The 21228-nt window shown below is 68.1% G+C and carries 20 protein-coding genes; 18 read left to right on the top strand and 2 right to left on the bottom strand.

Annotated elements, in window-relative coordinates:
* Positions 1 to 12: 12 nt before the first annotated feature.
* Positions 13 to 345 carry a YnfA family protein gene (locus tag LGY53_RS15330; RefSeq protein ID WP_225727355.1) on the bottom strand — a complete coding sequence of 111 codons (333 nt, stop codon included), beginning with the start codon at positions 343 to 345 and terminating at the stop codon, positions 13 to 15.
* Positions 342 to 1106 carry a metallophosphoesterase gene (locus LGY53_RS15335; RefSeq protein WP_225727356.1) on the bottom strand — a complete coding sequence of 255 codons (765 nt, stop codon included), beginning with the start codon at positions 1104 to 1106 and terminating at the stop codon, positions 342 to 344. The genes LGY53_RS15330 and LGY53_RS15335 overlap by 4 nt, the downstream gene beginning before the upstream one ends.
* Before the next feature lie 211 nt (positions 1107 to 1317).
* Between LGY53_RS15335 and LGY53_RS15340 the strand changes: the two genes are divergently transcribed.
* From LGY53_RS15340 to LGY53_RS15425, 18 genes are all read left to right on the top strand, one after another.
* On the top strand, positions 1318 to 2298 hold the full coding sequence (locus LGY53_RS15340) for an alkaline phosphatase family protein (RefSeq protein ID WP_225727357.1): 981 nt from the start codon (positions 1318 to 1320) through the stop codon (positions 2296 to 2298).
* 208 nt (positions 2299 to 2506) lie between these two features.
* Positions 2507 to 4903: a bifunctional (p)ppGpp synthetase/guanosine-3',5'-bis(diphosphate) 3'-pyrophosphohydrolase gene (locus tag LGY53_RS15345; protein WP_225727358.1), complete on the top strand. Its 2397-nt coding sequence runs from the start codon at positions 2507 to 2509 to the stop codon at positions 4901 to 4903.
* A gap of 316 nt (positions 4904 to 5219) precedes the next feature.
* Positions 5220 to 6275, top strand: coding sequence for a hypothetical protein (locus tag LGY53_RS15350; RefSeq protein WP_225727359.1), 1056 nt, complete (start codon positions 5220 to 5222; stop codon positions 6273 to 6275).
* A 57-nt stretch (positions 6276 to 6332) separates the two neighbouring features.
* Positions 6333 to 7274 (top strand): hypothetical protein, encoded by a 942-nt coding sequence (locus LGY53_RS15355; protein WP_225727360.1) that lies wholly within the window; start codon positions 6333 to 6335, stop codon positions 7272 to 7274.
* 15 nt (positions 7275 to 7289) lie between these two features.
* Entirely contained in the window at positions 7290 to 8162 is an 873-nt protein-coding gene (locus tag LGY53_RS15360) for a hypothetical protein (RefSeq protein WP_167476035.1), read from the top strand.
* Entirely contained in the window at positions 8159 to 8803 is a 645-nt protein-coding gene (locus LGY53_RS15365) for a DUF6668 family protein (protein WP_225727361.1), read from the top strand. The genes LGY53_RS15360 and LGY53_RS15365 overlap by 4 nt, the downstream gene beginning before the upstream one ends.
* A 78-nt stretch (positions 8804 to 8881) precedes the next feature.
* Positions 8882 to 9178, top strand: coding sequence for a hypothetical protein (locus LGY53_RS15370; RefSeq protein ID WP_167476033.1), 297 nt, complete (start codon positions 8882 to 8884; stop codon positions 9176 to 9178).
* Between the two features lie 23 nt (positions 9179 to 9201).
* Positions 9202 to 9459 (top strand): hypothetical protein, encoded by a 258-nt coding sequence (locus LGY53_RS15375; protein ID WP_225727362.1) that lies wholly within the window; start codon positions 9202 to 9204, stop codon positions 9457 to 9459.
* 16 nt (positions 9460 to 9475) lie between these two features.
* Positions 9476 to 10291: a hypothetical protein gene (locus LGY53_RS15380; RefSeq protein WP_225727363.1), complete on the top strand. Its 816-nt coding sequence runs from the start codon at positions 9476 to 9478 to the stop codon at positions 10289 to 10291.
* Positions 10285 to 11109 carry a hypothetical protein gene (locus LGY53_RS15385; RefSeq protein WP_225727364.1) on the top strand — a complete coding sequence of 275 codons (825 nt, stop codon included), beginning with the start codon at positions 10285 to 10287 and terminating at the stop codon, positions 11107 to 11109. Before LGY53_RS15380 ends, LGY53_RS15385 begins: the two co-directional genes overlap by 7 nt.
* Positions 11103 to 12581, top strand: a complete 1479-nt coding sequence (locus LGY53_RS15390) for a hypothetical protein (protein ID WP_167476029.1) — start codon at positions 11103 to 11105, stop codon at positions 12579 to 12581. Before LGY53_RS15385 ends, LGY53_RS15390 begins: the two co-directional genes overlap by 7 nt.
* On the top strand, positions 12578 to 14068 hold the full coding sequence (locus LGY53_RS15395; protein ID WP_167476028.1) for an SCO6880 family protein: 1491 nt from the start codon (positions 12578 to 12580) through the stop codon (positions 14066 to 14068). Before LGY53_RS15390 ends, LGY53_RS15395 begins: the two co-directional genes overlap by 4 nt.
* Before the next feature lie 7 nt (positions 14069 to 14075).
* Positions 14076 to 16292, top strand: a complete 2217-nt coding sequence (locus tag LGY53_RS15400) for a hypothetical protein (protein WP_225727365.1) — start codon at positions 14076 to 14078, stop codon at positions 16290 to 16292.
* A gap of 55 nt (positions 16293 to 16347) precedes the next feature.
* The gene (locus LGY53_RS15405; protein WP_167476026.1) at positions 16348 to 16656 is read left to right on the top strand and encodes a transposase; all 309 of its coding nucleotides are present in this window, start codon (positions 16348 to 16350) and stop codon (positions 16654 to 16656) included.
* 7 nt (positions 16657 to 16663) lie between these two features.
* Positions 16664 to 18313, top strand: coding sequence for a peptidoglycan DD-metalloendopeptidase family protein (locus LGY53_RS15410; protein ID WP_225727366.1), 1650 nt, complete (start codon positions 16664 to 16666; stop codon positions 18311 to 18313).
* On the top strand, positions 18310 to 18951 hold the full coding sequence (locus tag LGY53_RS15415; protein ID WP_225727367.1) for a hypothetical protein: 642 nt from the start codon (positions 18310 to 18312) through the stop codon (positions 18949 to 18951). The genes LGY53_RS15410 and LGY53_RS15415 overlap by 4 nt, the downstream gene beginning before the upstream one ends.
* A gap of 32 nt (positions 18952 to 18983) precedes the next feature.
* The gene (locus LGY53_RS15420; RefSeq protein ID WP_225727368.1) at positions 18984 to 20834 is read left to right on the top strand and encodes a type IV secretory system conjugative DNA transfer family protein; all 1851 of its coding nucleotides are present in this window, start codon (positions 18984 to 18986) and stop codon (positions 20832 to 20834) included.
* Positions 20831 to 21217 carry a DUF4913 domain-containing protein gene (locus LGY53_RS15425; protein ID WP_225727369.1) on the top strand — a complete coding sequence of 129 codons (387 nt, stop codon included), beginning with the start codon at positions 20831 to 20833 and terminating at the stop codon, positions 21215 to 21217. Before LGY53_RS15420 ends, LGY53_RS15425 begins: the two co-directional genes overlap by 4 nt.
* The last annotated feature ends 11 nt before the right edge of the window (positions 21218 to 21228 follow it).

Consider the following 21228-nt stretch of genomic DNA (forward strand, 5'->3'; position numbering starts at 1 on the left):
CGCGGTTCGCGATCAACCGCGCGGCGCGTACATGATGATGGCGACGCCGACGAGGCAGATGGCCGCGCCGAGGTAGTCCCAGCGGTCCGGATGGAATTTGTCGACGACCATGCCCCAGGCCAGCGAGCCCGCGACGAACACACCGCCGTAGGCCGCCAGAATCCGGCCGAAGTTGGGGTCCGGCTGGAAGGTCGCGACGAATCCGTACGCGCCGAGCGCGACGATGCCCGCCGCGATCCACAGGATTCCGCGATGCTCGCGCCAGCCCTGCCACACCAGCCAGGCGCCGCCGATCTCGGCCAGTGCGGCCAGCGCGAACAGCAGCAGCGAACGGGCAACCATCATGGGGTGACGGTAACCTGTCCGCCCGCGCGCACCTCGTACACCGCGTACTCCCGCCGCAGCACCGGGTAAGCGACGTTGCGCACCGGAACTCCGCCCGCGGTGGCGCCGAATTCCGTTCCGGCGTGCGCGTGTCCGTGGATCGCGAGCACCGCGCCGCCCGCGTCGACGGCCTCGCCCAACTCCCGGCAGCCGAGTCCGGGATAGATCTTCGGTGGTTCACCGACGATGGTGTCCAGGGTCGGTGCGAAATGCGTCAGCGCGACGCGTATTTCGCAGTCGAGGGTTTCCAGCGCCTGGCGCAGCCGCCCGGCGTCGACCGGTCCGCGCCGCATTCTGGCCCGATGCTCGAGGCTGCCATCATCGGGTGTTCCTGGGTAACCGGGAAATCCGCCGCCGCCACCCTGCACGCCCGCGATGCCGACCACGGTGTCGCGCACCGGCAGCATGACGGCCGTTCCGTCCAGCATGTGCACGCCGATGCCGCCGAGCATGGTCGCGATCCGGTAGCCGAGCCGTCGATCGTGGTCGTGGTTGCCGAGTACGCCGACCACCGGCACCGGCAGGTCCGCGATCTCGGCGCACAGCAGATCCGCCTGCCGCAGCGTCCCGCCCTCGGTGAGATCGCCTGCGAGCAAAAGGATGTCGGCATATTCGGCCAGGCGCAGTAAGGCCGGGCGGAAGCGACCTGCCACCGCGGTGCGCAGATGCAGATCCGCGACAGCGGCGATCCGGATCGCGGACCCGGCATTGTCCGATGACATGCGCACAGTCCGGCACGGCGATGGCGGTGCTGTCAACGGATATTCGTTCACCGATCGTCTATACGGTCGTGACCTGTATGAATAGCTATTGGCTATGGAAAGTTCAGCCGCTGTTCAGCGAGGCAACGAGCGATGGCGCGACCGGTGAAACATCCATGAACACTCGTGCGTCACCCTTTCGGACCTGGGCGAATGCCCGCATGGTTCAGTCATGAACCGCAGGCAACTGCTCGCGTCGGCCGTTGCCGCCACGGCCGCCACGGTCCTTCCGGGCACCGCCCGCGCCGCGGCGGACGCCGCCCGGCCTGGCACCACGAAGGTCCTGCTCATCGGCATCGACGGCCTGATGTGGCACAAGGCGGAACAGGTACGCGCCAGGAATCTGTTCCGGCTGTGCGCCGCCGGATTGCTCTCCCGCGGTTCGATCGCCCCGCACACCACCATCTCCGGCCCGTCCTGGGCCACCGTGCTCACCGGCGTATGGGATACCAAGCACGGCATCAAGGACAACGAATTCGACGCCACGCCCTTCACTCGCTATCCGACGGTGTTCACCCAGCTCGAACAACACGACCCGAATATCAGGACCAGGTCGATCACCAGCTGGGACAAACTCGCCCTGATGGCCGCCAGCGGTGACCGGCGCGCCGACGTCGTGATGGCGACACCCGAATGCCCGCACGACCCCAAAGAGATCAGCCTCGATGCGGACACCACCGACGGCGTCGTCACCGCCATCACCCGGTTCGCCCCCGATTTCCTCTTCACCCACCTGGATCAGGTCGACCGGGCCGGCCACCGCAGCGGCGGCGCGTCCGAGGACTATCTGGAGGCCGTCTGCCGGGTCGACGAGCACGTCGGCCGGATGATCGCCGCCGTCGACGCGCGGGCCGCCGCCAACCCGGCCGAGCGTTGGACGGTTCTGGTCACGGCCGATCACGGCCACCGCCCGGAGGGCGGCCACGGCGGCCAAACCGACGACGAGACAACGAATTTCGTCATCGCGCGCGGTCCCGACTTCACCCCGGGCAGCACCAGCGCCCGGCATACCCTCGTCGATCTCACCCCGACGATCCTCGACCTGCTCGGCGCGCCGCCCGCACCGTCGGCCGACGGTGTCTCCATGCGGTCCACCCAGGCCACCGTGCCCGTCGCCGCCCAGTTGGCCGCGGCGCCGCCCGCCGTGCGCTGAACCGCGAAACCGATCACCGCCGCCGTTCGTTGTCGAGGCATGGCCCGGCGAGTCGACGGGCGCATTCCGGGATGATTTCGCGGATGCGACGGGTTGATGCTCGGACGAGCTGGCGAAAGACGTCGGCGTCGGACCGGGACTAGAGTTGGGATTGGCGGTGGCAGCGGTCGGATAGGGTGATCCGACCGTCGCATTGAGAGGTGGTGGCATGACTCAGCACTTGGGCGAGGCGAATGTCGAGCAATCGGCCGGAGCCCCGCAGTCGAACGGTGCGCAGCCCACCTCGGGTGCGGATCCGTCGGCGCCGAGTACCCCGCAGGTCAGGCAGTCCGGCCCTGCGGCCGCGGTCCCGACCTCCGCGTCGCGCCGGGTCCGGGCCAGACTGGCCCGCAGGATGACCGGTCAGCGCGGTATCGCGGCGGTCAAACCGGTGCTGGAGCCGCTGGCGACGGTGCATCGCGAGCTGTATCCGAAGGCGAATCTCACGCTGCTGCAGCGCGCGTTCGACGTCGCCGACGAACGGCACAAGCACCAGTTCCGCAAATCCGGCGACCCGTACATCACCCACCCGCTCGCGGTCGCCAATATCCTCGCCGAACTGGGTATGGACACGACGACGCTGGTCGCGGCCCTGCTGCACGACACCGTCGAGGACACCGGCTACTCGCTCGAACAGCTCACCCTGGATTTCGGCGCCGAGGTGGCGCATCTGGTCGACGGTGTCACCAAGCTGGACAAGGTCAACCTCGGCGCGGCCGCGGAGGCCGAGACCATCCGCAAGATGATCATCGCGATGGCCCGCGACCCGCGCGTGCTGGTGATCAAGGTGGCCGACCGGCTGCACAACATGCGCACCATGCGCTTCCTGCCGCCGGAGAAGCAGGCGAAGAAGGCCAAGGAGACGCTGGAGGTGATCGCGCCGCTGGCGCACCGCCTCGGTATGGCGACCGTCAAGTGGGAGCTGGAGGATCTGGCCTTCGCGATCCTGCACCCGAAGAAGTACGACGAGATCGTCCGCCTGGTCGCCGATCGCGCGCCGTCTCGCGACACCTACCTGGCGAAGGTGCGCGCCGAAATCGTCAACACCCTGCTGGCATCGCGGATCAACGCGACCGTCGAGGGTCGTCCCAAGCACTACTGGTCGATCTATCAGAAGATGATCGTCAAGGGTAAGGACTTCGACGACATCCACGACCTGGTCGGCATCCGCATCCTCTGCGACGAGGTGCGCGACTGCTACGCGGCGGTCGGTGTCGTGCATTCGCTGTGGCAGCCGATGGCGGGCCGGTTCAAGGACTACATCGCCCAGCCGCGCTACGGCGTCTACCAATCGCTGCACACCACCGTCGTCGGGCCGGACGGCAAACCGCTCGAGGTGCAGATCCGCACCCAGGACATGCACCGCACCGCCGAATTCGGCATCGCCGCGCACTGGCGCTACAAGGAAACCAGGGGCAAGCACTCCAGTGACACCGCCGAGGTCGACGATATGGCGTGGATGCGCCAGCTGCTCGACTGGCAGCGGGAGGCGGCCGACCCGGCGGAATTCCTGGAATCGCTGCGCTTCGACCTGAAGTCGCCCGAGATCTTCGTATTCACACCGAAGGGCGATGTGATCACGCTGCCGCAGAAGTCGACACCGGTCGATTTCGCCTACGCGGTGCATACCGAGGTCGGGCACAAATGCATCGGCGCGCGGGTGAACGGCAGGCTGGTCGCGCTGGAGCGGCAGCTCGAAAACGGTGAGGTCGTCGAGGTTTTCACCTCGAAGGCGCAGAACGCCGGGCCGAGCCGGGACTGGCAGAACTTCGTGGTGTCCCCGCGCGCCAAGGCCAAGATCCGGCAGTGGTTCGCCAAGGAGCGCCGCGAGGAGGCGCTGGAGAACGGCAAGGATCAGATCTCCAAGGAGGTCCGCCGGGTCGGGCTGCCGCTGCAGCGGTTGATGAGCGTCGACGCGATGACCGCCGTCGCGCACGAACTGCACTACACCGATATCTCCAGCCTCTACACCGCGGTCGGTGAGCATCAGGTGTCCGCGCACCATGTGGTGCAGCGGTTGATGGCCCAGCTCGGCGGCATCGGTGACGTGGAGAACGAGCTGGCCGAGCGGTCGACCCCGTCGACGACGCCGAACCGTCAGCGCGTCACCGGGGATGCGGGCGTGCTGATTCCGGGTGCGCCGGGGACGGTGGCCAAGCTGGCCAAGTGCTGCACCCCGGTGCCCGGCGACGAGATCATGGGATTCGTGACCCGCGGCGGCGCGGTGAGCGTGCACCGCACCGACTGCACCAACGCCGGTTCGCTGCGCGAACAGGCCGAGCGCATCATCGAGGTGGCCTGGGCGCCGTCGCCGTCGTCGGTGTTCCTGGTGGCGATTCAGATCGAGGCATTGGACCGCACCCGGTTGCTGTCGGATGTTACGAAGGTGCTGGCGGACGAGAAGGTGAATATTCTGTCGGCCTCGGTAGCGACCCATGGCGATCGAGTGGCTATCAGTAAGTTCACCTTCGAGATGGGCGATCCGAAACACCTCGGCCACCTGCTGAATGTGGTCCGGAATGTGGAGGGCGTGTACGACGTGTATCGGGTGACTTCGGCGGCCTGAGTTTCCGCCGAGTTCATTGTTCCGGCGCGGACTGGACGCCCTGTAGCTTGAAATTAGCTGCTGCGCAAGATGATTTGGTTGCCCGACCAGTCGCTCACCGGTTGCCTATCCGAGGTTGCTTCGGAAACTTATCGGAATGCCCTGGTCGGCACGCGCTGATGTGTCATGGATCAATCGATGCCGCATGAAAGATTTTCGCCGCTACGACAGTAATAGCCGGAATCTGTTACGGTCTATTGCGTTTCGACGGGCGTGTGTTAACTGCGGCAATACGAACTGATTGCGGATCGCTATGGCAAGGTGCACGGGAAAGCTGGTGGGAATGCTCGTTGCGTTCACCGCCGGCGGGGCGACAGCCGTCGCCGATAGCGAATCCGGCACACCCTCCTCCGGCCTTTCGATCATCGCCTGTCCGGCACTGTACGCCTTGGGAATACGGCTCGTCGACGAATCGCCGACGAGCGCTGCGATACTGCCGAATGTGTCCATGCGCGCCGCCGCGCCGCTGCCCGGCCTGATCTATAAGCCTCCCGTTGTCTGTGCGTCCCGCACTGCTCGCGACTCCGAATTCGACAGCGGTACAACAGCTTTCGTGCGAGAGGTCGGGATGTGCGGACGAGGGGTCTCGGTTCGCGCGCACGAGGCCGGGGTTTGCGCACACGAGGCCGGAATTCGCTGGCGCGAGGCCGGGGTTCGCGCGCATGAGACCGGGGTTCGCGGGCGCGCAGCCGTGCATGCGGCGGAGGTCCGCCCGCGTCAGGTCCGTGGCGTCGCGTGTGCTGTCGGGGCGTCCATCCGAGACGTTGACGACAAGCGCGCCATCGATCCCGCGGATAGGGCCGTCGCCGGGTTCGGCGACCGAACCCGAAATTCGGGTGCGCCGCGATACGCCGCCTCGGGTCGGGCACGGGGCAGCGCCACTCGGCCCATGACGCCCCGGCATGGAATCGGTCCCGCCCGGAATGTCACCACCCGCAGCGAATCCACCGCAAGCCGCTGCGCCGCAGCCCATCTCGCCGTTCTCGCATCCATCGCGGAAGATCACCGCATTCCCGCCGCCATTTCCGGACCCGCGACGGCGAATCCGATCACGAGCCCGCAACTGTCCGGCAGCCAATTGGTCGGCGCGATTACCCAATTGCCGGAACCGCAAACGGCCGCCGTGACCGCGACCGAAAAATTCACGGGAGGTGTGGCCGCGCAGGGTAACGGAAACCCGCCGACATCGGTATTCTCGCCGCGTTCCGGCGCGTCGAGTACGCCGAATTCCTCCGGTACGGGACAATTTCCGTTCGGGACCGGTGCGATCATGATCACCGTTCCTGCCGATCGACCCGGCACCGACAACACCTACCCGTTCTCCACGAACTGAACGCCGAGAGGGTCCGACGATGCGACACCACGTGCCTCGCTCCGCGGGAATGGGGGAATGTTGAAGTCGTACAAAGAGTTGTCCGACCGCTGGTACACACCCCTGGAGCCGGAGCCCGCCGCACCGATGGGCCCGCATCCGACGGAGGCGACGACGGCGGCGCCGGTGGACCGCGGCGGTCCGGCCCGTTTCCCCAACTACATCCGCGAAGACGATGCGGCACACACCGAGGTGCCCACCGACCTACCCGCGCGCCGCGCCGAATTCACCGGCGGTTGGTCGGATTGGATCGGGCACGCGCCGGGTCCCGACGACGATTACGCCGCGCCGCGCGAAGGCGGCCTGGTCCGCTTCCCGTGGCCGGACGATGACGACGACCCGGTCGCGGCCGATCCGCTGCCATCGGGTCCGACGCGCGCGCTGCGACAGGAGGCGCGCTCCCGGCCCGCGGCGCGGCGGCTGCGGGTGCTCGTGGTCTTGATCGTGACGCTGGTGCTGTTCGCCGCGGCCGCCGCGGGGGTGGTGTTCCTGCTGACCTCCGGCAAGCCGAGGGCGACCGGTATCGCGCCCGCGACGATGCAGTTCGCCGCGGGCAGCGCCCCGGCCGATCTGGCGCCGGGCGCACTGCCGGGCAGCTGCCCCACCGAACGCTCCGACGGCGTGGTGCGCAGCGCCGAGGCGGGCGGCACCGATTCCGGGCCGGACGCCATCCTCGCCTTCCAATACGCCTACTACGTAACGCGTTCCGGTGCGAAGGCGCGCGAGGTGGTCGCGCCCGGCGCATCGGTCTCACCCGCGGAGGTGATCCAGCGCGGCATCGATACCTACCCGGCGGGCACGACGCACTGCGTGCGCATCATGACCGTCTCCGACAACAAATATTCGGTCGAGGTCACCGTCTACCGGCCCGGTGGCGAGCCGACCACATACAACAGGCAGATCGTCACCACCGGTGTGATCGGCGGCCGCACCCTCATCACGGGTATCGCGGCCGGATAGAGGAGAGCAGAGGCAATGGCAGAGGACTGGAGCCGCTGGCTCGACGAGGCGCCCCCGCAGGGCGATCCGTCGGGTCGCGACGTGCGCACCAAGGCTCCGGTGGTCCGGTTCCGGCGCGGCCGGGGCGCGGGCGACGGTTCGCCGCGGCCCCGGCCGATCCTGGTGGTCGGCGGCTGCGGCGGTGCCGGCACGACGACGACGGCGCTCGGGCTGGCGGGCGAACTCGCCGCGGCGGCGGCCCCGACGGTGGCGGTCGACGCGACGGCCGCGGGCAGCGATCTGGCGCTGCGCGGCGCCGACGAGCACCTGCACCCGGTGAGCCTGCAATCCTGGCTGTACGGGCGCGGCGACGACGAGCCCGCACCGCTGAAGGAGTGTTTATCCCGTGCCACTTCGGGTTTCGGCCTGCTGTGGCGCGACGCCGCGCCGCTGCGCAGGCGCGCGACATATCTGACCGTCGCGCGCGCGGTGCACGACGCCGGATACACGGCCGTCTACGACGGCGGGAATCCGATTGCCGGACGTCAGCTGCGCCCGCTGCTCGCCGACGCGGATGTCGCGCTGATCCTTGCCATCCCATCGCGCACCGATGCCGCGAACCGGCTGCGGGTGACCCTGGAATGGCTCGATGATCAGTTCGGCGATACCGCGGAGGGTCCGGGCGACGGCATCGTCGGCGATACGACGATCGTGGTGTCGCACCAGCATCCGGGCAGCGACTCCCGGATTGCGGATCATTTGCGCCAAAACCTGTCCGGCTGGGTCCGCGATATCAGGGAAATTCCGTACGATCCGCATCTGGCCCGCGGCGAACTGGTCCGGCACGCGGCGCTCGCGCCGGAGACGCGCCGGGCCTATGGGCTGCTGCTCGCCGGGGTGGCATCATGACCGCCGCCATGAAACTTCGCCGCCATTCCGAAGATCCGGCCCCGGCCGGTGTTGTCGCACCACCCGAATCCCGCCGCGCGCCGATCTGGGACCGCCCGGTCCCCGGGCTCGGCCGCGCCCCGCTGTTCTGGCTACTCGGCGTCCACGGCGGCGCCGGCGCCAGCACCCTGGCCCATGTGCTCGCGCCCGCCGCGGATTCGAGCCGCCGCTGGCCCGGTGTCTTCGACCGGGAATCCCCGTTCGTCGTGCTGGTGGCCAGGGAGACCATCTCGGGTCTTACTCGCGCGCACGACCTTCTGCGCCAACATCATTCGGGTTTCGCGGGCGCGGCCGAGGTGCTCGGCCTGGTCACGGTGGCCGCCCGGCCGGGCAGGCTGCCCGCCGAGATCCGCCGCTACCGGGATGTGGTCGGCTCGCTGGCCGGACAGCTGTGGCAGGTGCCGTGGGTGGAGGAGTGGACGCTGGTCGAGCCCGAGCAGCTACCGGTGTGGTCGCCGGGAGATCCGTTGCCGCCCAAGAAGCGCAGGCTCGATCCGCTCGACGAGGTACCCCTGGAGATTCGCGAACTCGGCGCCGATATCGTTGCGGCCGTGCGCGAAAATCTCAGTGCCGGAACGGCTTCGGGGGAGGAAGAAGGATGAGTAGACCGCGGTGCAGGTAGCGGCCGCAAGCAGATCGCAACGTTCGCCACATAGTTCACGTATCCAGAAAGGCACCCGATGAGCATGCTTCTCTTCGCCGTGCAGGACACGTACGGCACCGTTCTCGCGCAAGTCGGCAACCCCACGCCGGAGGCCCCGCCCGGATCGGAGAAGATCCTGCAGTTGGTGCGTTACCTCACCTGGTTCGTGTTGTTATCGGGCGTCAGCGGAATCACCTATGCGGGCGGCAAATTCGCTTGGGAGAAATGGACCGGCGGCGGCCTCGAGTCGCCGAAGATGGTTGCCGGGGCCATGATCGGCGGCGTGGTGGCCACCAGTGCAGGCACCATCATGAACGCGGTCATCGGCACCTGATCATGTCTGAGATAGGGGTACAAATGTCGGTCGGGCTGCTGGCGTATAAGCAGATGCCCGCCGAGGTCATCGAGCCGCTCATGCAGTTGCTGAATTGGTTGCTGTGGTTCGTGCTACTGGTGTGCCTGGCGTGGATGATCCTGTCGGCCGGAAAGCTGTGGCTGGTGTTCCGCAGCGATCTGGCCATGAATGATGCCTCACACGGTGTGCTGATGAGCCTGATCGGCGCCATCGTTGCCAGTTCGGCATCCGCCATCGCACTCGCGTTCCTTCCGTCATGAGCGGGTGGTCGGTGGCATGAGTGAGAAGGATTCGCCTGGGCGCGATCGTGTTTCGTTCGGCGCAGTCGCCTCGGGCGCGGTGCTGGCGCTCATCCTGATCGTCGGCATCGTGATGTACGTCAACCGTGATGATTCGAAACCGGCGGCGAGTTCGACCGTCGCGACCGGCGAGGCGGCCGGCACCGGTTTCGCCGCCCCGGAGGTCGATATCCTCGGTCGTCGCATCGATATTCCGAACAATCCTGCGGGACAACCCCTTCCGCAGGATCCGTCGCGTCAGCGCAAACCCGCCGACCCGGATTGGCTGACCGCAGCCCCGGAGGGCACCACCGCACCGCACGGCTGGCAGCGGGTATACGGCGCCTCCGTGCCGTTCTCCACCTCCGACGGCCCGGCCCGCATCGAGGACGGGCTCGCCGTCGGCTACGCGCACACCCCGCAGGGCGCGGCGCTGGCCGCGGCGCAGATCGCCTACCGGCTCAATGCCCGCCCGGCCGACCGTGACCTGTACGCGCGGCAGGTGCGGGCCAACGCCCAGCAGATCGCCGCATACGACAGGGCGCTGGCCGCCGACAAGCTGCCGAAGCAGCAGCCGGAGAAGATCACCCGCTACCTCGTCGCCTCGGATGCCTTCAAAATCGACGACTACGCCGACGATTTGGCGATTCTGCGGCTGGCCTCGCGCGGGCAGGTGCTGGACGGCAAACAGACCTGGTCCGCCGTTCGGCTGGTGATGGTGTGGGATGCCGGTGACTGGCGGCTCAAACCGACGAGTTCGACCGGCGCACAGGCCGAATCGGTCGAATCGCTGCAGGGGTGGACGCCATGGTGAAGACACGTAGGCGAATTCCGCTGACACTGCTCGGCGCGGGCGCGGTACTCGCGGTCGGCGTCGCGGTGGCGGTGACACTTGTCGCCGTGCACGGCAACGGATCTCACCCCGAGGCGATATCGAGGACCGGTTCCGATTCGGTGACACCGGCCGCGCCGGTCGCCGAATTCGGCGCTCCCGCAACCGATCTGTTCGGTCGCCGGGTCGATATCCCGAACAATCCGTCCGGTATTGCGCTGCAACAGGATTCGGCGCCGCAGCAGCCGGGTTCGCCGGGGTGGCTCACCCTGGCGCCGCTGCCCGCCGCGGGTGCGGGTGTCTGGCAGCGCGTATTCGACGGACCGGTGGTGCGCTTCTCCAGTTCCGACGGCCCGGCCAGGATCGATGGCCGCGCGGCGGTCGGATTCGCGCATACGCCGCAGGGCGCCGCGCTGGCCGCCGAACAGATCTTCTGGCGCACCAACGCCAACCCGCGCGACCGGGATCTGTTGCTGCGCTTGGTCGATGTCACCCCGAAGTATCTGGCCGACTACGACCGCCTCGTCGCCGCGGGCAAGGTGTCGGATCGGCTACCGGACAAGCTCAAACCCCTGCTGTTCGCTTCGGACGCGTTCCGGATCGAAGGCTATTCAGATGATTCGGCGAAGGTGCGGTTCGCGAGAAAGGCCCGAGAGACAGTTGATGGTCAACCAACCTGGGTGGGCATGCGTCTTGCCGTCGTGTGGCGCGACGGGGATTGGAAGCTCACGGCGGTGACGGGCGACGACCTGGTCCAGATCGAGTCCCTGCGAAGCATCGAGGGGTGGACACAATGGTGAGGCGGCTACTCACGATCCTCGCGGTCATCTTCACGGTGATGATCGCAACGCCGACGGTGGCGTTCGGCCAGGACAACCACTACGGCTTCGACCAGACCTGCGATCAAATCCACGACACGCTCGACAATGTCGGCCTGCCGGGTGTCTCGCTGGGCGATGCCGCATCGGCGGCGTGCAAGGCGGGCAATGCCGCATCCCATCCCGGTCAGGCCGCGACCGCGATCAAGGACAAGGCGTGGGATTCCACCTTCGGCAAGGTGGTGGATTCGCTGATGAACGGCCTCGGCCAGGCGATCGTGCTCGCGCTGACGTTCTGGATGAAGGTCCCCAACGAGGTGACCAGCAATTCGGGCGAATTGTTCACCAAGATAAACGATTACACGTATCAGGCGCAGATACTGCTGCTGATCGCCTCGGTGATCATCTCCGGCGCCAGACTGGCCGAGGCCAGACGCGGCGCGGTGATGAACGAGGCGGCCGAATCGTTCCGCATGTTCGCCAGAGTGATTTTCAGTTCCTGGATGCTCGGCGCGGTGATCGTCGCGGGCACCCAGGCCTCGGATCGCTTCGCCGAGTGGCTGATCAACGATTCGACCAACGGCAATGCCAAGGACCTGGCCGAGCTGATGATCAAAACCAGTAAGCTGCAGGCGTTTTCGCCCGGTCTGGTGCTGATCATCGCGATCGTCGGCCTGCTGGGCGCGCTCGCGCAGATCGTGCTCGCCATCGTGCGGCAGGGCCTGCTGGTGGTGGCCGCGGGCGCACTTCCCTTGGCGGCGGCCGCATCCGGGATGAATATCGGCAAACAGTCCTATCAGAAACTGATCGGTTGGATCATCGCGTTCATGCTGTGGAAGCCGGTCGCGGCGATCGTCTACATGATCGCCTTCACCACCGCGGGCCACGTCGACAACCTGACCACGACCGGCGGACTGCCGGAAGGTGAACAGGCGCAACGGATGTTGGTCGCGGTGGTCATGCTGTGCAGCGTCGCGTTCGTGCTGCCCGCGCTGATGCGCCTTATCGTGCCCGCGGTAGCGATCGTCGGTACCGGCGGCTCCGGTCTGACCGCGGCGGGCGGCACCCTGGTCGGTGTCGCGGCACTCGGTGCGATGGGGACCAAGGCGGTCGGCGTTCGCGCTGCGGCACAACCGGGTTCGGCCGGATACGTCAGCGGTTCGGGTTCCGGGCCGCGTCCGCCGGGCGGCGCCGGCGGCCGCGGCGGGCCACGCCCGGCGCCCCCGCCGCGCGGTGGTGGCGGCGGTGGTGGCGGGCAGCCCCCGCGCGCCTCCGGGCCGTCGGGCGCGAGCGGAGTACCGTCCGGTGCGGCCAGCAGGGTGGCGGGCCGGGTCAGCGCCGCGCGCGCCGCGACCAGCGGGCTCAGCCGGGCAGACCAAATCATGGGTGATGTGGCGGGCGACCGCTGGGCCAACCGTGCACCGGATCTCGGGAGGAGCACCATTCCACGATGACGACGAACGACACCTACGAGCGCCGCTCCTACGGGCTCTGGCAGAAGCCGCGCAGCGCGGGCCTTTTCGGTCTGCGCTGGGAGGAGACCGTGCTCGGCTTCGTCGTCGTGATCACGGCGCTGCTCACCGCCCTGGTCGGCGGATTCCAATGGGGCGCAACGGTCGGCGGCTTCGGCCTGGTGATCATGGTTCCACTGGTGTGGCGGACAGGGGGCCGCTCCGGCTACGAGAACGGACTGATGATGTTCAACTGGATGCGCTCGCGCAAGCGCGGCGAGCACGTGTACCGGGGCGGCCGCTTCTCGCGGATCCCCGGCGGCGTCACCCGCCTACCCGGCCTACTCGCTCCGTCCAAGCTCTACGAGGGCATAGATGCGGGCGGCTACAGCTTCGGCATGATCCACCTGCCGCAATTCGCCCAATACACAGTGGTTTTGCGGGCGTGGCCGCAGGGGCACGAGGCGGTGGACCAGCCGGTGATCGACCGCTGGGTCTCGGCCTGGGGCACCTTCCTGGCCTCGGTCGGCCAGACCAGTGACATCGTCGCCGTCGTTCCGGTCATCGATACCGTGCCGGAGACCGGAAACCGTTTGCTCACCGAGGTTTCCACGATCACTCGGCCGGACGCGCCGGAGCTGGCCCAGCAGGTGATGTACGAGCTGGCGACGGAATTGCCGCAGGAGCGGGTGCAGTTGCTGCCCCGGGTGGCCATCACCTTCAAGGCGACCACCGCCGAGCGGCGCAAGAATCCGGCGGAGGAGGCGGTCGAGATCGGTCGCCGCCTGCCCGGTATCTGCGCGGCGCTGGCCGAGGCGGGCGTGCGCGCCCAGCCGATGTCGGCCGATGAGGTGATCTCGTTCATCCGGCGCAGCTACGACCCGGCCTCGCAGGCCGATCTCGAGGTCGCGGCCTCCGAACCCGGTGGGCACGGCCTGGATTGGGCCGATGCCGGTCCGGTGTCGCACGACGAGAAGTGGGATCACCTGGTGCACGACGGCGGCCGCTCGGTGACCTGGGAGATGGACGCCGCACCGGAGGGCGCGGTGGACGAACGGGTGCTGCAGCGACTGCTTGCTCCCAATCCCGAGGTACCGCGGAAGCGAATCGCAATCGTGTACCGTCCGCACTCGGCCGCCGACGCCGCCGAAATCGTCGACGACGACTTCAAGAACGCGCTGGTGGCGCAGCAGAGCGAACGCGGTGTCGTCTCCGCGGCCGCCACCCTGCGGGTCGGCGCGACCCAGCAGGCGCGCGAGGAGCAGGCCAGGGGCCACGGTGTCACCCGCTTCGGGGCGCTGGTGACCATCACCGAACCCCTGCGCGGCGATCTGCCGCGCATCGAAGCCATCACGCGCGACCTGTCCACCCAGGCGCGGTTGAAGATCCGGCGGTGTTACCGCTACCAGGCGGCGGCCTTCGCGGCCTCGCTGGGCTGCGGGGTGATCCTGCCGGAACACGCGACAATTCCGAAAGCACTGGCGGGGTGAGCGAATCATGGCAGGTGAATTCGAGCCGCCCGTACGGGAGCGCGACGAGTCCGCGACCCGTCGCGGTTCGGCGGCCGACGGGGCGAGTGAGCGCCGGGGCAGGCGGGCCGAGGCGGAGTACGAGGAGTGGGGTGAGCGCCCACCGGCCGAGCGTCCGCGCCGCCCGGCCAGGGAACGTTCCGGTCTCGAGGATCTGCCCGACCGGCCGCGCCGCGGCGGGGACGCGGGGCGCGTGACGGGCGATCAACGTCCCGGTACCGATGAAAAGGACCGGCGGGCAAGGGATTCCGAACGCGGCCGAAGCAACGGCCGGGGCGAGGGCACGCGTTCGCGGACCCCGAGGCAGTCCACCGACGGCGCCCGCAAGTCCTCCGACGGCACCCGCAGGCCGCGCCCCGACCGGCTCGCCAAACGGCCCGCCCGCACGGAACGGGTCGACTACACGGCCGACCGCGCCATGGGCGCACCGCAGCACGATCCGGCCGCCCGGCGCGCGAAAGCCAAGGCGGACAAGCGAAAGCAAGCGGGCCCGCCGCTGCTCGACGACGCCACCCGGACCAAGCTGGAGCAGATCGCGCGCGAGCAGAACGGGTTGCGCGCGGCCTGGGCCTCTTTCCGCATCCGCACCGACGACATCCGCCGGCGCAACTACGCGGCGCGCGCCGAGGCCATTGTCGAGGACGGATTCGACCGCAGCACAGCGCAACTCACCGATCGCGGCTACGCGGGCGCGGGCGGCGGCCGGATGAACGTCATCGGCCGCTCCGTCGAATACCGGGCCACCACCGCACAGGTCGCCGGTCTGTGGCCGTGGTCGGTCGGCGCGGGCGCGCCGCTGATCGGCACCCCGCTCGGCTCGCACCTGCACACCGGCGCACCGGTCTGCTTCGATCCGATGAACTGGTTCATGCGCGGCAGCTTCATCACCGCGCCGAGCCTTTTCGTCTTGGGGCTCAACGGTTTCGGTAAATCCTCGCTGGTGCGCCGGATCGTGCTCGGCGGTATCGCGCAGGGCATCACCCCGCTGGTGCTCGCCGACGTCAAACCCGATTACCGCAGGCTCGTCGAACTCGTCGGCGGACAGGTGATCGATCTGGGCTACGGGCACGGCAAACTGAATCCGCTCGCCGCCGGTGTGCTCGGCGCGGTGGTGCCGCAGCTGGAAGCCTTTCCGGCACTGCAGATTCAGGTGCTGCAGGATCTGCGCGCCCGCCAGGTGACGCTGATCGCCGGCCTGGTGGAACTGGTCCGCGGCGCGCGGGTGCGCGACTACGAGGAGACGCTCATCGCCACCGCGCTGCGCATCCTCTACCAGCCGGGCAGCGGTTACACCCCGGAGAGCCCGCCGATCATGGAGAACCTGCTCGAGGTGATCGTCGCGGGCGGTGACGAACTGCAACTCGACGCGGGCGCCGACGACCCGGCCGAATACCAGGTCGCCATCAAGGGTTTGCGGCGTTCGCTGCGCGCGCTCACCCAGGGCCCGTTCGGCGCGGTGTTCAATGGCCAGACCTCGGTGCCGATCGATACCAGCGCCGTCGCGGTGTGCATGGACGTCTCGCACATCCCGACCGGCGACAAGAAGCTCAAGGCCGCCGTGATGCTGGCGTGCTGGGCCGACGGATTCGCCTCGGTGGAGGCCGCGCATGTGCTCGCCGACGCCGGACTCGGCCCGCAGCGCTACTTCCAGGTGGTGATGGACGAGCTGTGGCAGGTGCTCGGCCTCGGCGACTTCATGGTGGACCGGGTCGACGAGCTGACCCGATTGCAGCGCGGCATCGCCACCGCCCTGATCATGATCAGCCACACCATCAAGGATCTGCAGTCGCTCGGTTCGGAGGCCGCCATCGCCAAGGCGCTCGGCTTCCTCGAGCGGGCGCGCGCGAAGATCTTCGGCGCCCTCCCGAGCGAAGAGGTCAAACGCCTGGACAGCACGGTTCCTTTCACATCCGCCGAGGAGGAGATGGTGACCGGATGGTCTGCGCCGCAAGCGCTCACGGGTGAGGCGCTCAAACCGGGTCAGCAGCGGCCGTCCCCGCCGGGCACCGGCAAATTCCTGTTGAAGATCGGTGAGGACCGCAGGCCCGGCATCCCGTTCCACATGGAATTCACGCTGTCCGAGAAGGAGAGCGGTATCCACGACACCAACCAGCGGTTCAGCGAGTTCGTGGAATCGACTACGCGGGAACAGGATCCGCCGTCCGAGGGCGGGAGCGCGGCATGAGGGGAGCGGGTCAGGTGGGCAGATCGAGACCGGTTCGGCTATCCGGGAGGCCAGCATGATGCCGCATCGCTCATATCGCCGGGTCTCGCCGGAGGTGCGGCAGGCCGCCGTGGAACAGGTCATCGCGCTCACCGGGAAGTTGCGCAGCGAGTCCGAGGCGTGCCGGGTGGTCGCGGAACAGATCGGCGTGCACACGAATTCGGTGCGCAACTGGGTTCGGGCCGCCGAAGGCCCGAGCCTGGAACGCCTCGACGCGATCGCACTGCGCCGGAAAGTGGCGCTGCTGCAACAACAACTGGCCGCGGCCGCGGAAATGAACCGAACCCTGGCCGATACCCTCAACGAATCCCGACGCCAGACGTGACCGAAATATGAGTGCCAAGAGCATTCTCTGGGTGGCGCTGGGTGCTGTCCTCGGGCTGATGACGCTCGTGCTGGTGGTCGTGCTGCCCTCGGTGGACAACCCGTGCGATGGGTCGTCGGTGCTCGGGTCGAACACCGTGCTGCCCACCTTCGGCGGTCCGGTCATCGGCGCTCCGACGCCCGCCGCCGCCGCGAATCCTTCAGGCACCCAATCGATTCCGACCGTGACCGGAACGCCGTCGTTGGCCGCGGGCGCCGGTCCGGTCCGGCGCACCCTGCCCATCGAGGCCGGAAAGTTCACCGTGACGGACGGATTCGGCGCGCGCGGCGGCACCCACCTGGGGGTCGACCTGGCGGCGCCGGACGGCACCACCATCTACTCGGTGGCCGACGGCAAAGTGGTGGCCGCCGGTCCGGCATCGGGTTTCGGCAACTGGATCGTGATCGACTCGATCGATTTCAACGGCCGCACCTTCTCCGCGGTCTACGGGCATATGTGGGACAGCGGAATTCACGTCCGGGTCGGCGACACCGTCACCGCCGGACAGCCGATCGCCCAGGTGGGTTCGGCGGGCGAATCCTCCGGCCCGCACCTGCATTTCGAGATCGTGCCGGGCGGCCGCTTCACCGGTGGCCGCCAAATCGACCCGATCCCTTGGCTGGACGGCGCGCCGACCCCGGATGTCGGTGGTGCGAAGGCGTTTTCGATCGATCCGAACTGTGTGCTCGGCTTCGGCACCGCGGGCGGCGCGCTGGCGCCGGGCAAGGTGCCGCCGGAACTCGAAATCTGGTATCGCCGTGCGGGATCCATCTGCCCGGAGATCACCCCGTCGCTGCTCGCGGCCCAGGGCAGGCAGGAGTCCGGTTTCCAGCGCGGCCTCACCTCGCCCGCGGGCGCCGTCGGCCTCGCGCAGTTCCTGCCCGGCACCGCCGCCGCCATCGATCCCGAGGACGGCAAACCGTACGTCATCGATACCGGCGGCAAGGGCTATGCCAGCCTGTCCGACGACGGCGACTCCATCATCGGCCAGGGCCGCTACATGTGCGCCATCGCGCATCAGATCGAGCGCTGGATGGGCGAGGGCAAGGTGCAGGGCGATGTGGTCGCGCTGACCCTGGCCGCGTACAACGCGGGCGAGGGCGCGGTGCTCGCCTCCGGCGGTATGCCGAATCAGGTTGCGGCGCACTACTCCGAGACCCGCCCGTACGTCGCCAATATTCTCGCGATGGAGCCGCAGTACCGGGCGCAGGGTTCGCTCGGCCGGTTCCAACCGCAGCCGGGCGGTGGCAGCGGGCAGATCGTCGAGGCCGCGCGTCAGTGGCTCGGCACGCCGTATGTGTGGGGCGGCGGCGGTCCGCAGGGGCCGAGCGGCGGCGGTATGGACGGGCCGGGTCTGACCTCGGCCGCGGTATTCGCCGCGTCATCGGGTGCGGTGACGCTGCCGCGCACCGCCGAACAGCAGTGGGAGGCGGGCGTCGAGGTGCCGCTGAGCAAGGCGCAGCCGGGCGATCTGGTGTTCAGCTCGTTCGGGGTGCGCGGCCCGGCGCAGGTCGGAATATATTCCGGCCCGGGGACGATGATCGTCTCGGCGCCGACGTCGGGCGGTGTGGTCGAGGCCGCGGTGCCCGGTGACGCCAGGGTGCGGAGGGTGATGTGACCGCCCACCGCGAACACGCCGGAACTCGGGTGTCCGTTCGGCCACCGAACCGGCGGGGCGAACGACTAGCCTGGAAAGACAAGGCACAGGCACGCGCGAAACTGGTGGTGATGCTGGTGGTGAGCGTTGCGCTGCTCGGTGCGGGCTGTGGTTCCGGCTCCCGGGATGATGCGGGTTCCGGTGCGCCGCACCAGGCTACGTCCACGACTCGGCTGTTGGAGGCGGCTCCGGCGCCGGACCCGGTGACGCCGGACGGCGTCGCGGTGGCCGCGCTGAAGGAGATCTACACCTGGTACCCGGAGCGGGAGAGCCAGGGCGCGTCGCTGGCTCGTGCGCGAAAATGGCTGGGCCCCAGCCTGATTCGGGTCGTCGACAGCGCGCCGAGCAATGTGGAGACCCCGAAGGCGACGGTGCAGTGGGCGAATTGGGCCAAGGCCAAGGCCCGGGTCGACGCGTTCACCTTCGCATCCGGTGAGCGGCCGCCGACCAATCCCGATCCGAATACCCAGCAGTTCAAGATCGGGATCGAGCAGACGGTCGTCTACCCGGACGGGCGTAAGGAACAACTGGCGCCGATGACGGTGATCGCCACCGTCGTGCGCACGCCCGGCGGCTGGCGGCTGGACGCGTACCGCTGAGCATTTCACGTCCACCTGTTAAGGAGGCAGACATGGCGAAGAAGAAGGTGAAGGATCCGGCCGAGATCGGGCCGGATCTGCAGCTGCTCGCCGTCTACGCCGGTTTCGCCATCCTCGGCACGCTGTGGCTGGCGCTGCATATCGGCAACTGGTTGTCGGTGCATCCGCAGAACATCCCGCTCAACCCGATCGCCATCGTCGTCGACCTGGTGAAGGGCAAACTGCACTGGCCGCACGCGTCGACGGTGCTGGTGCTCGTCGTGGTCGCGTTGGTCCTCGCCTATGTGTTCGTCAAGCGAAATATGAAGGCGCGCAAGAGCAAAGGCCGCCTCGGCGTGGACGACAAGGCCGATGTCATGGGCAACGGCGGCGCGATCGCCGCGCTCACCGAGGCCGGGGTGCGGGAGAAGGCCGATCAGCTCGGCGTGCGGATGGATTCGCACGCCATCCTCGATCACGGCTGGAACCAGGATCCGGTGCCCGGCGTGCCGATCGGTATCGGTGTCGCCGACGGCACCATGCTGTACGGCTCCTTCGAGGATCTGCACCTGGACATCTGGGGTCCGCGTCAGGGCAAGTCGACCTCGCGGGTGATCCCGGCGATCCTGAGCGCCATCGGCCCGGTGCTGGCCACCTCGAACAAGCGCGATGTGGTCGACGCGACCCGAGATGTGCGGGAGTCCAAGGGAAGTCGCACCTATGTGTTCGACCCGCAGCGGGTGGCCGACGAGGATGCCACCTGGTACTGGGATCCGTTGGCTTGGGTGGATGCCCGGCGCGACGGCTGCGAAATGCGGGCGGCGCGGTTGGCGGGTCACTTCGCCGACGGTGACGACGGCTCCGACGCCAAGACCGACGCCTTCTTCGATCCGGAGGCCGAGGATCTGCTCGCCGGACTCTTCCTGGCGGCCGCGGTCGGACAGCGGCCGATCGTCCAGGTGTGGGAATGGGTGACCAACCCGCAAGACACCGAGCCCATCGAATTGCTGCGCACGGCCCGGCACCACTACACCGCCTCCGGCCTCGCCCAGCAGTACAACACCGATACCCGCACGAAGAGCGGCATTTTCGGCACCGCGAAGAAGATGATTCGCTGCCTGAAACTGTCCAACGTGCACCCGTGGATCACCCCCGGCGGCGACCGCAGACAATTCGACGAGCTGGAATTCATCGAACGCAACGGCACCCTCTACAGCCTTTCGCTCGAGGGCCGCGGCTCGGCCGGTCCGCTGGTCAGCGCGCTCACCGAGGCCGTGATCGATGTGGCCATGCGCAAGGCCGCGAGGTCACCGGGCGGTCGACTGCCGGTCCCGCTGCTCGCGGTGCTCGACGAGGCCGCCAACGTGGTCCGCTGGAAGGATCTGCCCAAGCAGTACAGTCACTTCGGCTCGCGCGGCATCGTGGTGATGACGGTGTTGCAGTCCTGGGCGCAGGGTGTGCGCTGCTGGGGTGAGGCGGGTATGGAGGCGCTGTGGGCCGCCGCCAACATCAAGGTGCTCGGCAGCGGTGTCGACGACACCAAATTCCTGCAGGCGCGTTCCGATGCCATCGGCGAGCACGAGGTCATCTCCCAGTCGATGTCGGAATCCAAAGGCGGCAAGAGTTATTCGCGTTCGCTGAGTTCGTCCAAGACGTTCAGCGTTCAGGCGCTGGCGCAGTTGCCGAGGGGGCGGGTGATCGTCTTCCCGTCCGGCGCGCCACCGGTGCTCGTGCGTACCGTCCCGTGGTGGGAGGGCGAGTACGCTGCCGAGGTGAAGCGGTCCATCACCCACCACGATCCGCAGCGCAAGACCGAGATCGCCGACATCGTCGGGTCGCCGAATCTGAGCAAAGCGCAGCCGCCCCAGGAGTACGGACAGGTCGAGGAGGTCCGGCCACTGTGACCGAACCACAGCAGCAACCCATGATCTACGCCAGCGTCGTGGAGTTCGTGGAGAACTACCTCAGCCTGGTGTACCGGCGTCAGGTCACCGACCTGAGCGATACCGTGTGGTGCCCGGAATGGTGGCAGCACGCCGAGGCGGTGGCCCGGTTGGACGCGCTATGGCGGGCCTGGGAGCACTATCGGCTGGACGGCCGAACAGGTTTGAGCGTGTGGTTCCTCGACCACGCCGATGCGCATATGGCCAAACTGTTCGACCCGAAGGGTCCGTTCAAGTACTGCAGCGTGCGCAACGGTCACAAGGATATGCTCAGCCCGCTGCCGTTGAAGTCCCCGCAGCACGGCATGTTCGGCGACCCGACCATCGGCGATTTCCGAATCTGACTGCGGCGCTG

This window comes from Nocardia sp. JCM 34519.1, assembly GCF_020361265.1.
Taxonomy (GTDB): Bacteria; Actinomycetota; Actinomycetes; order Mycobacteriales; family Mycobacteriaceae; genus Nocardia; species Nocardia arthritidis_A.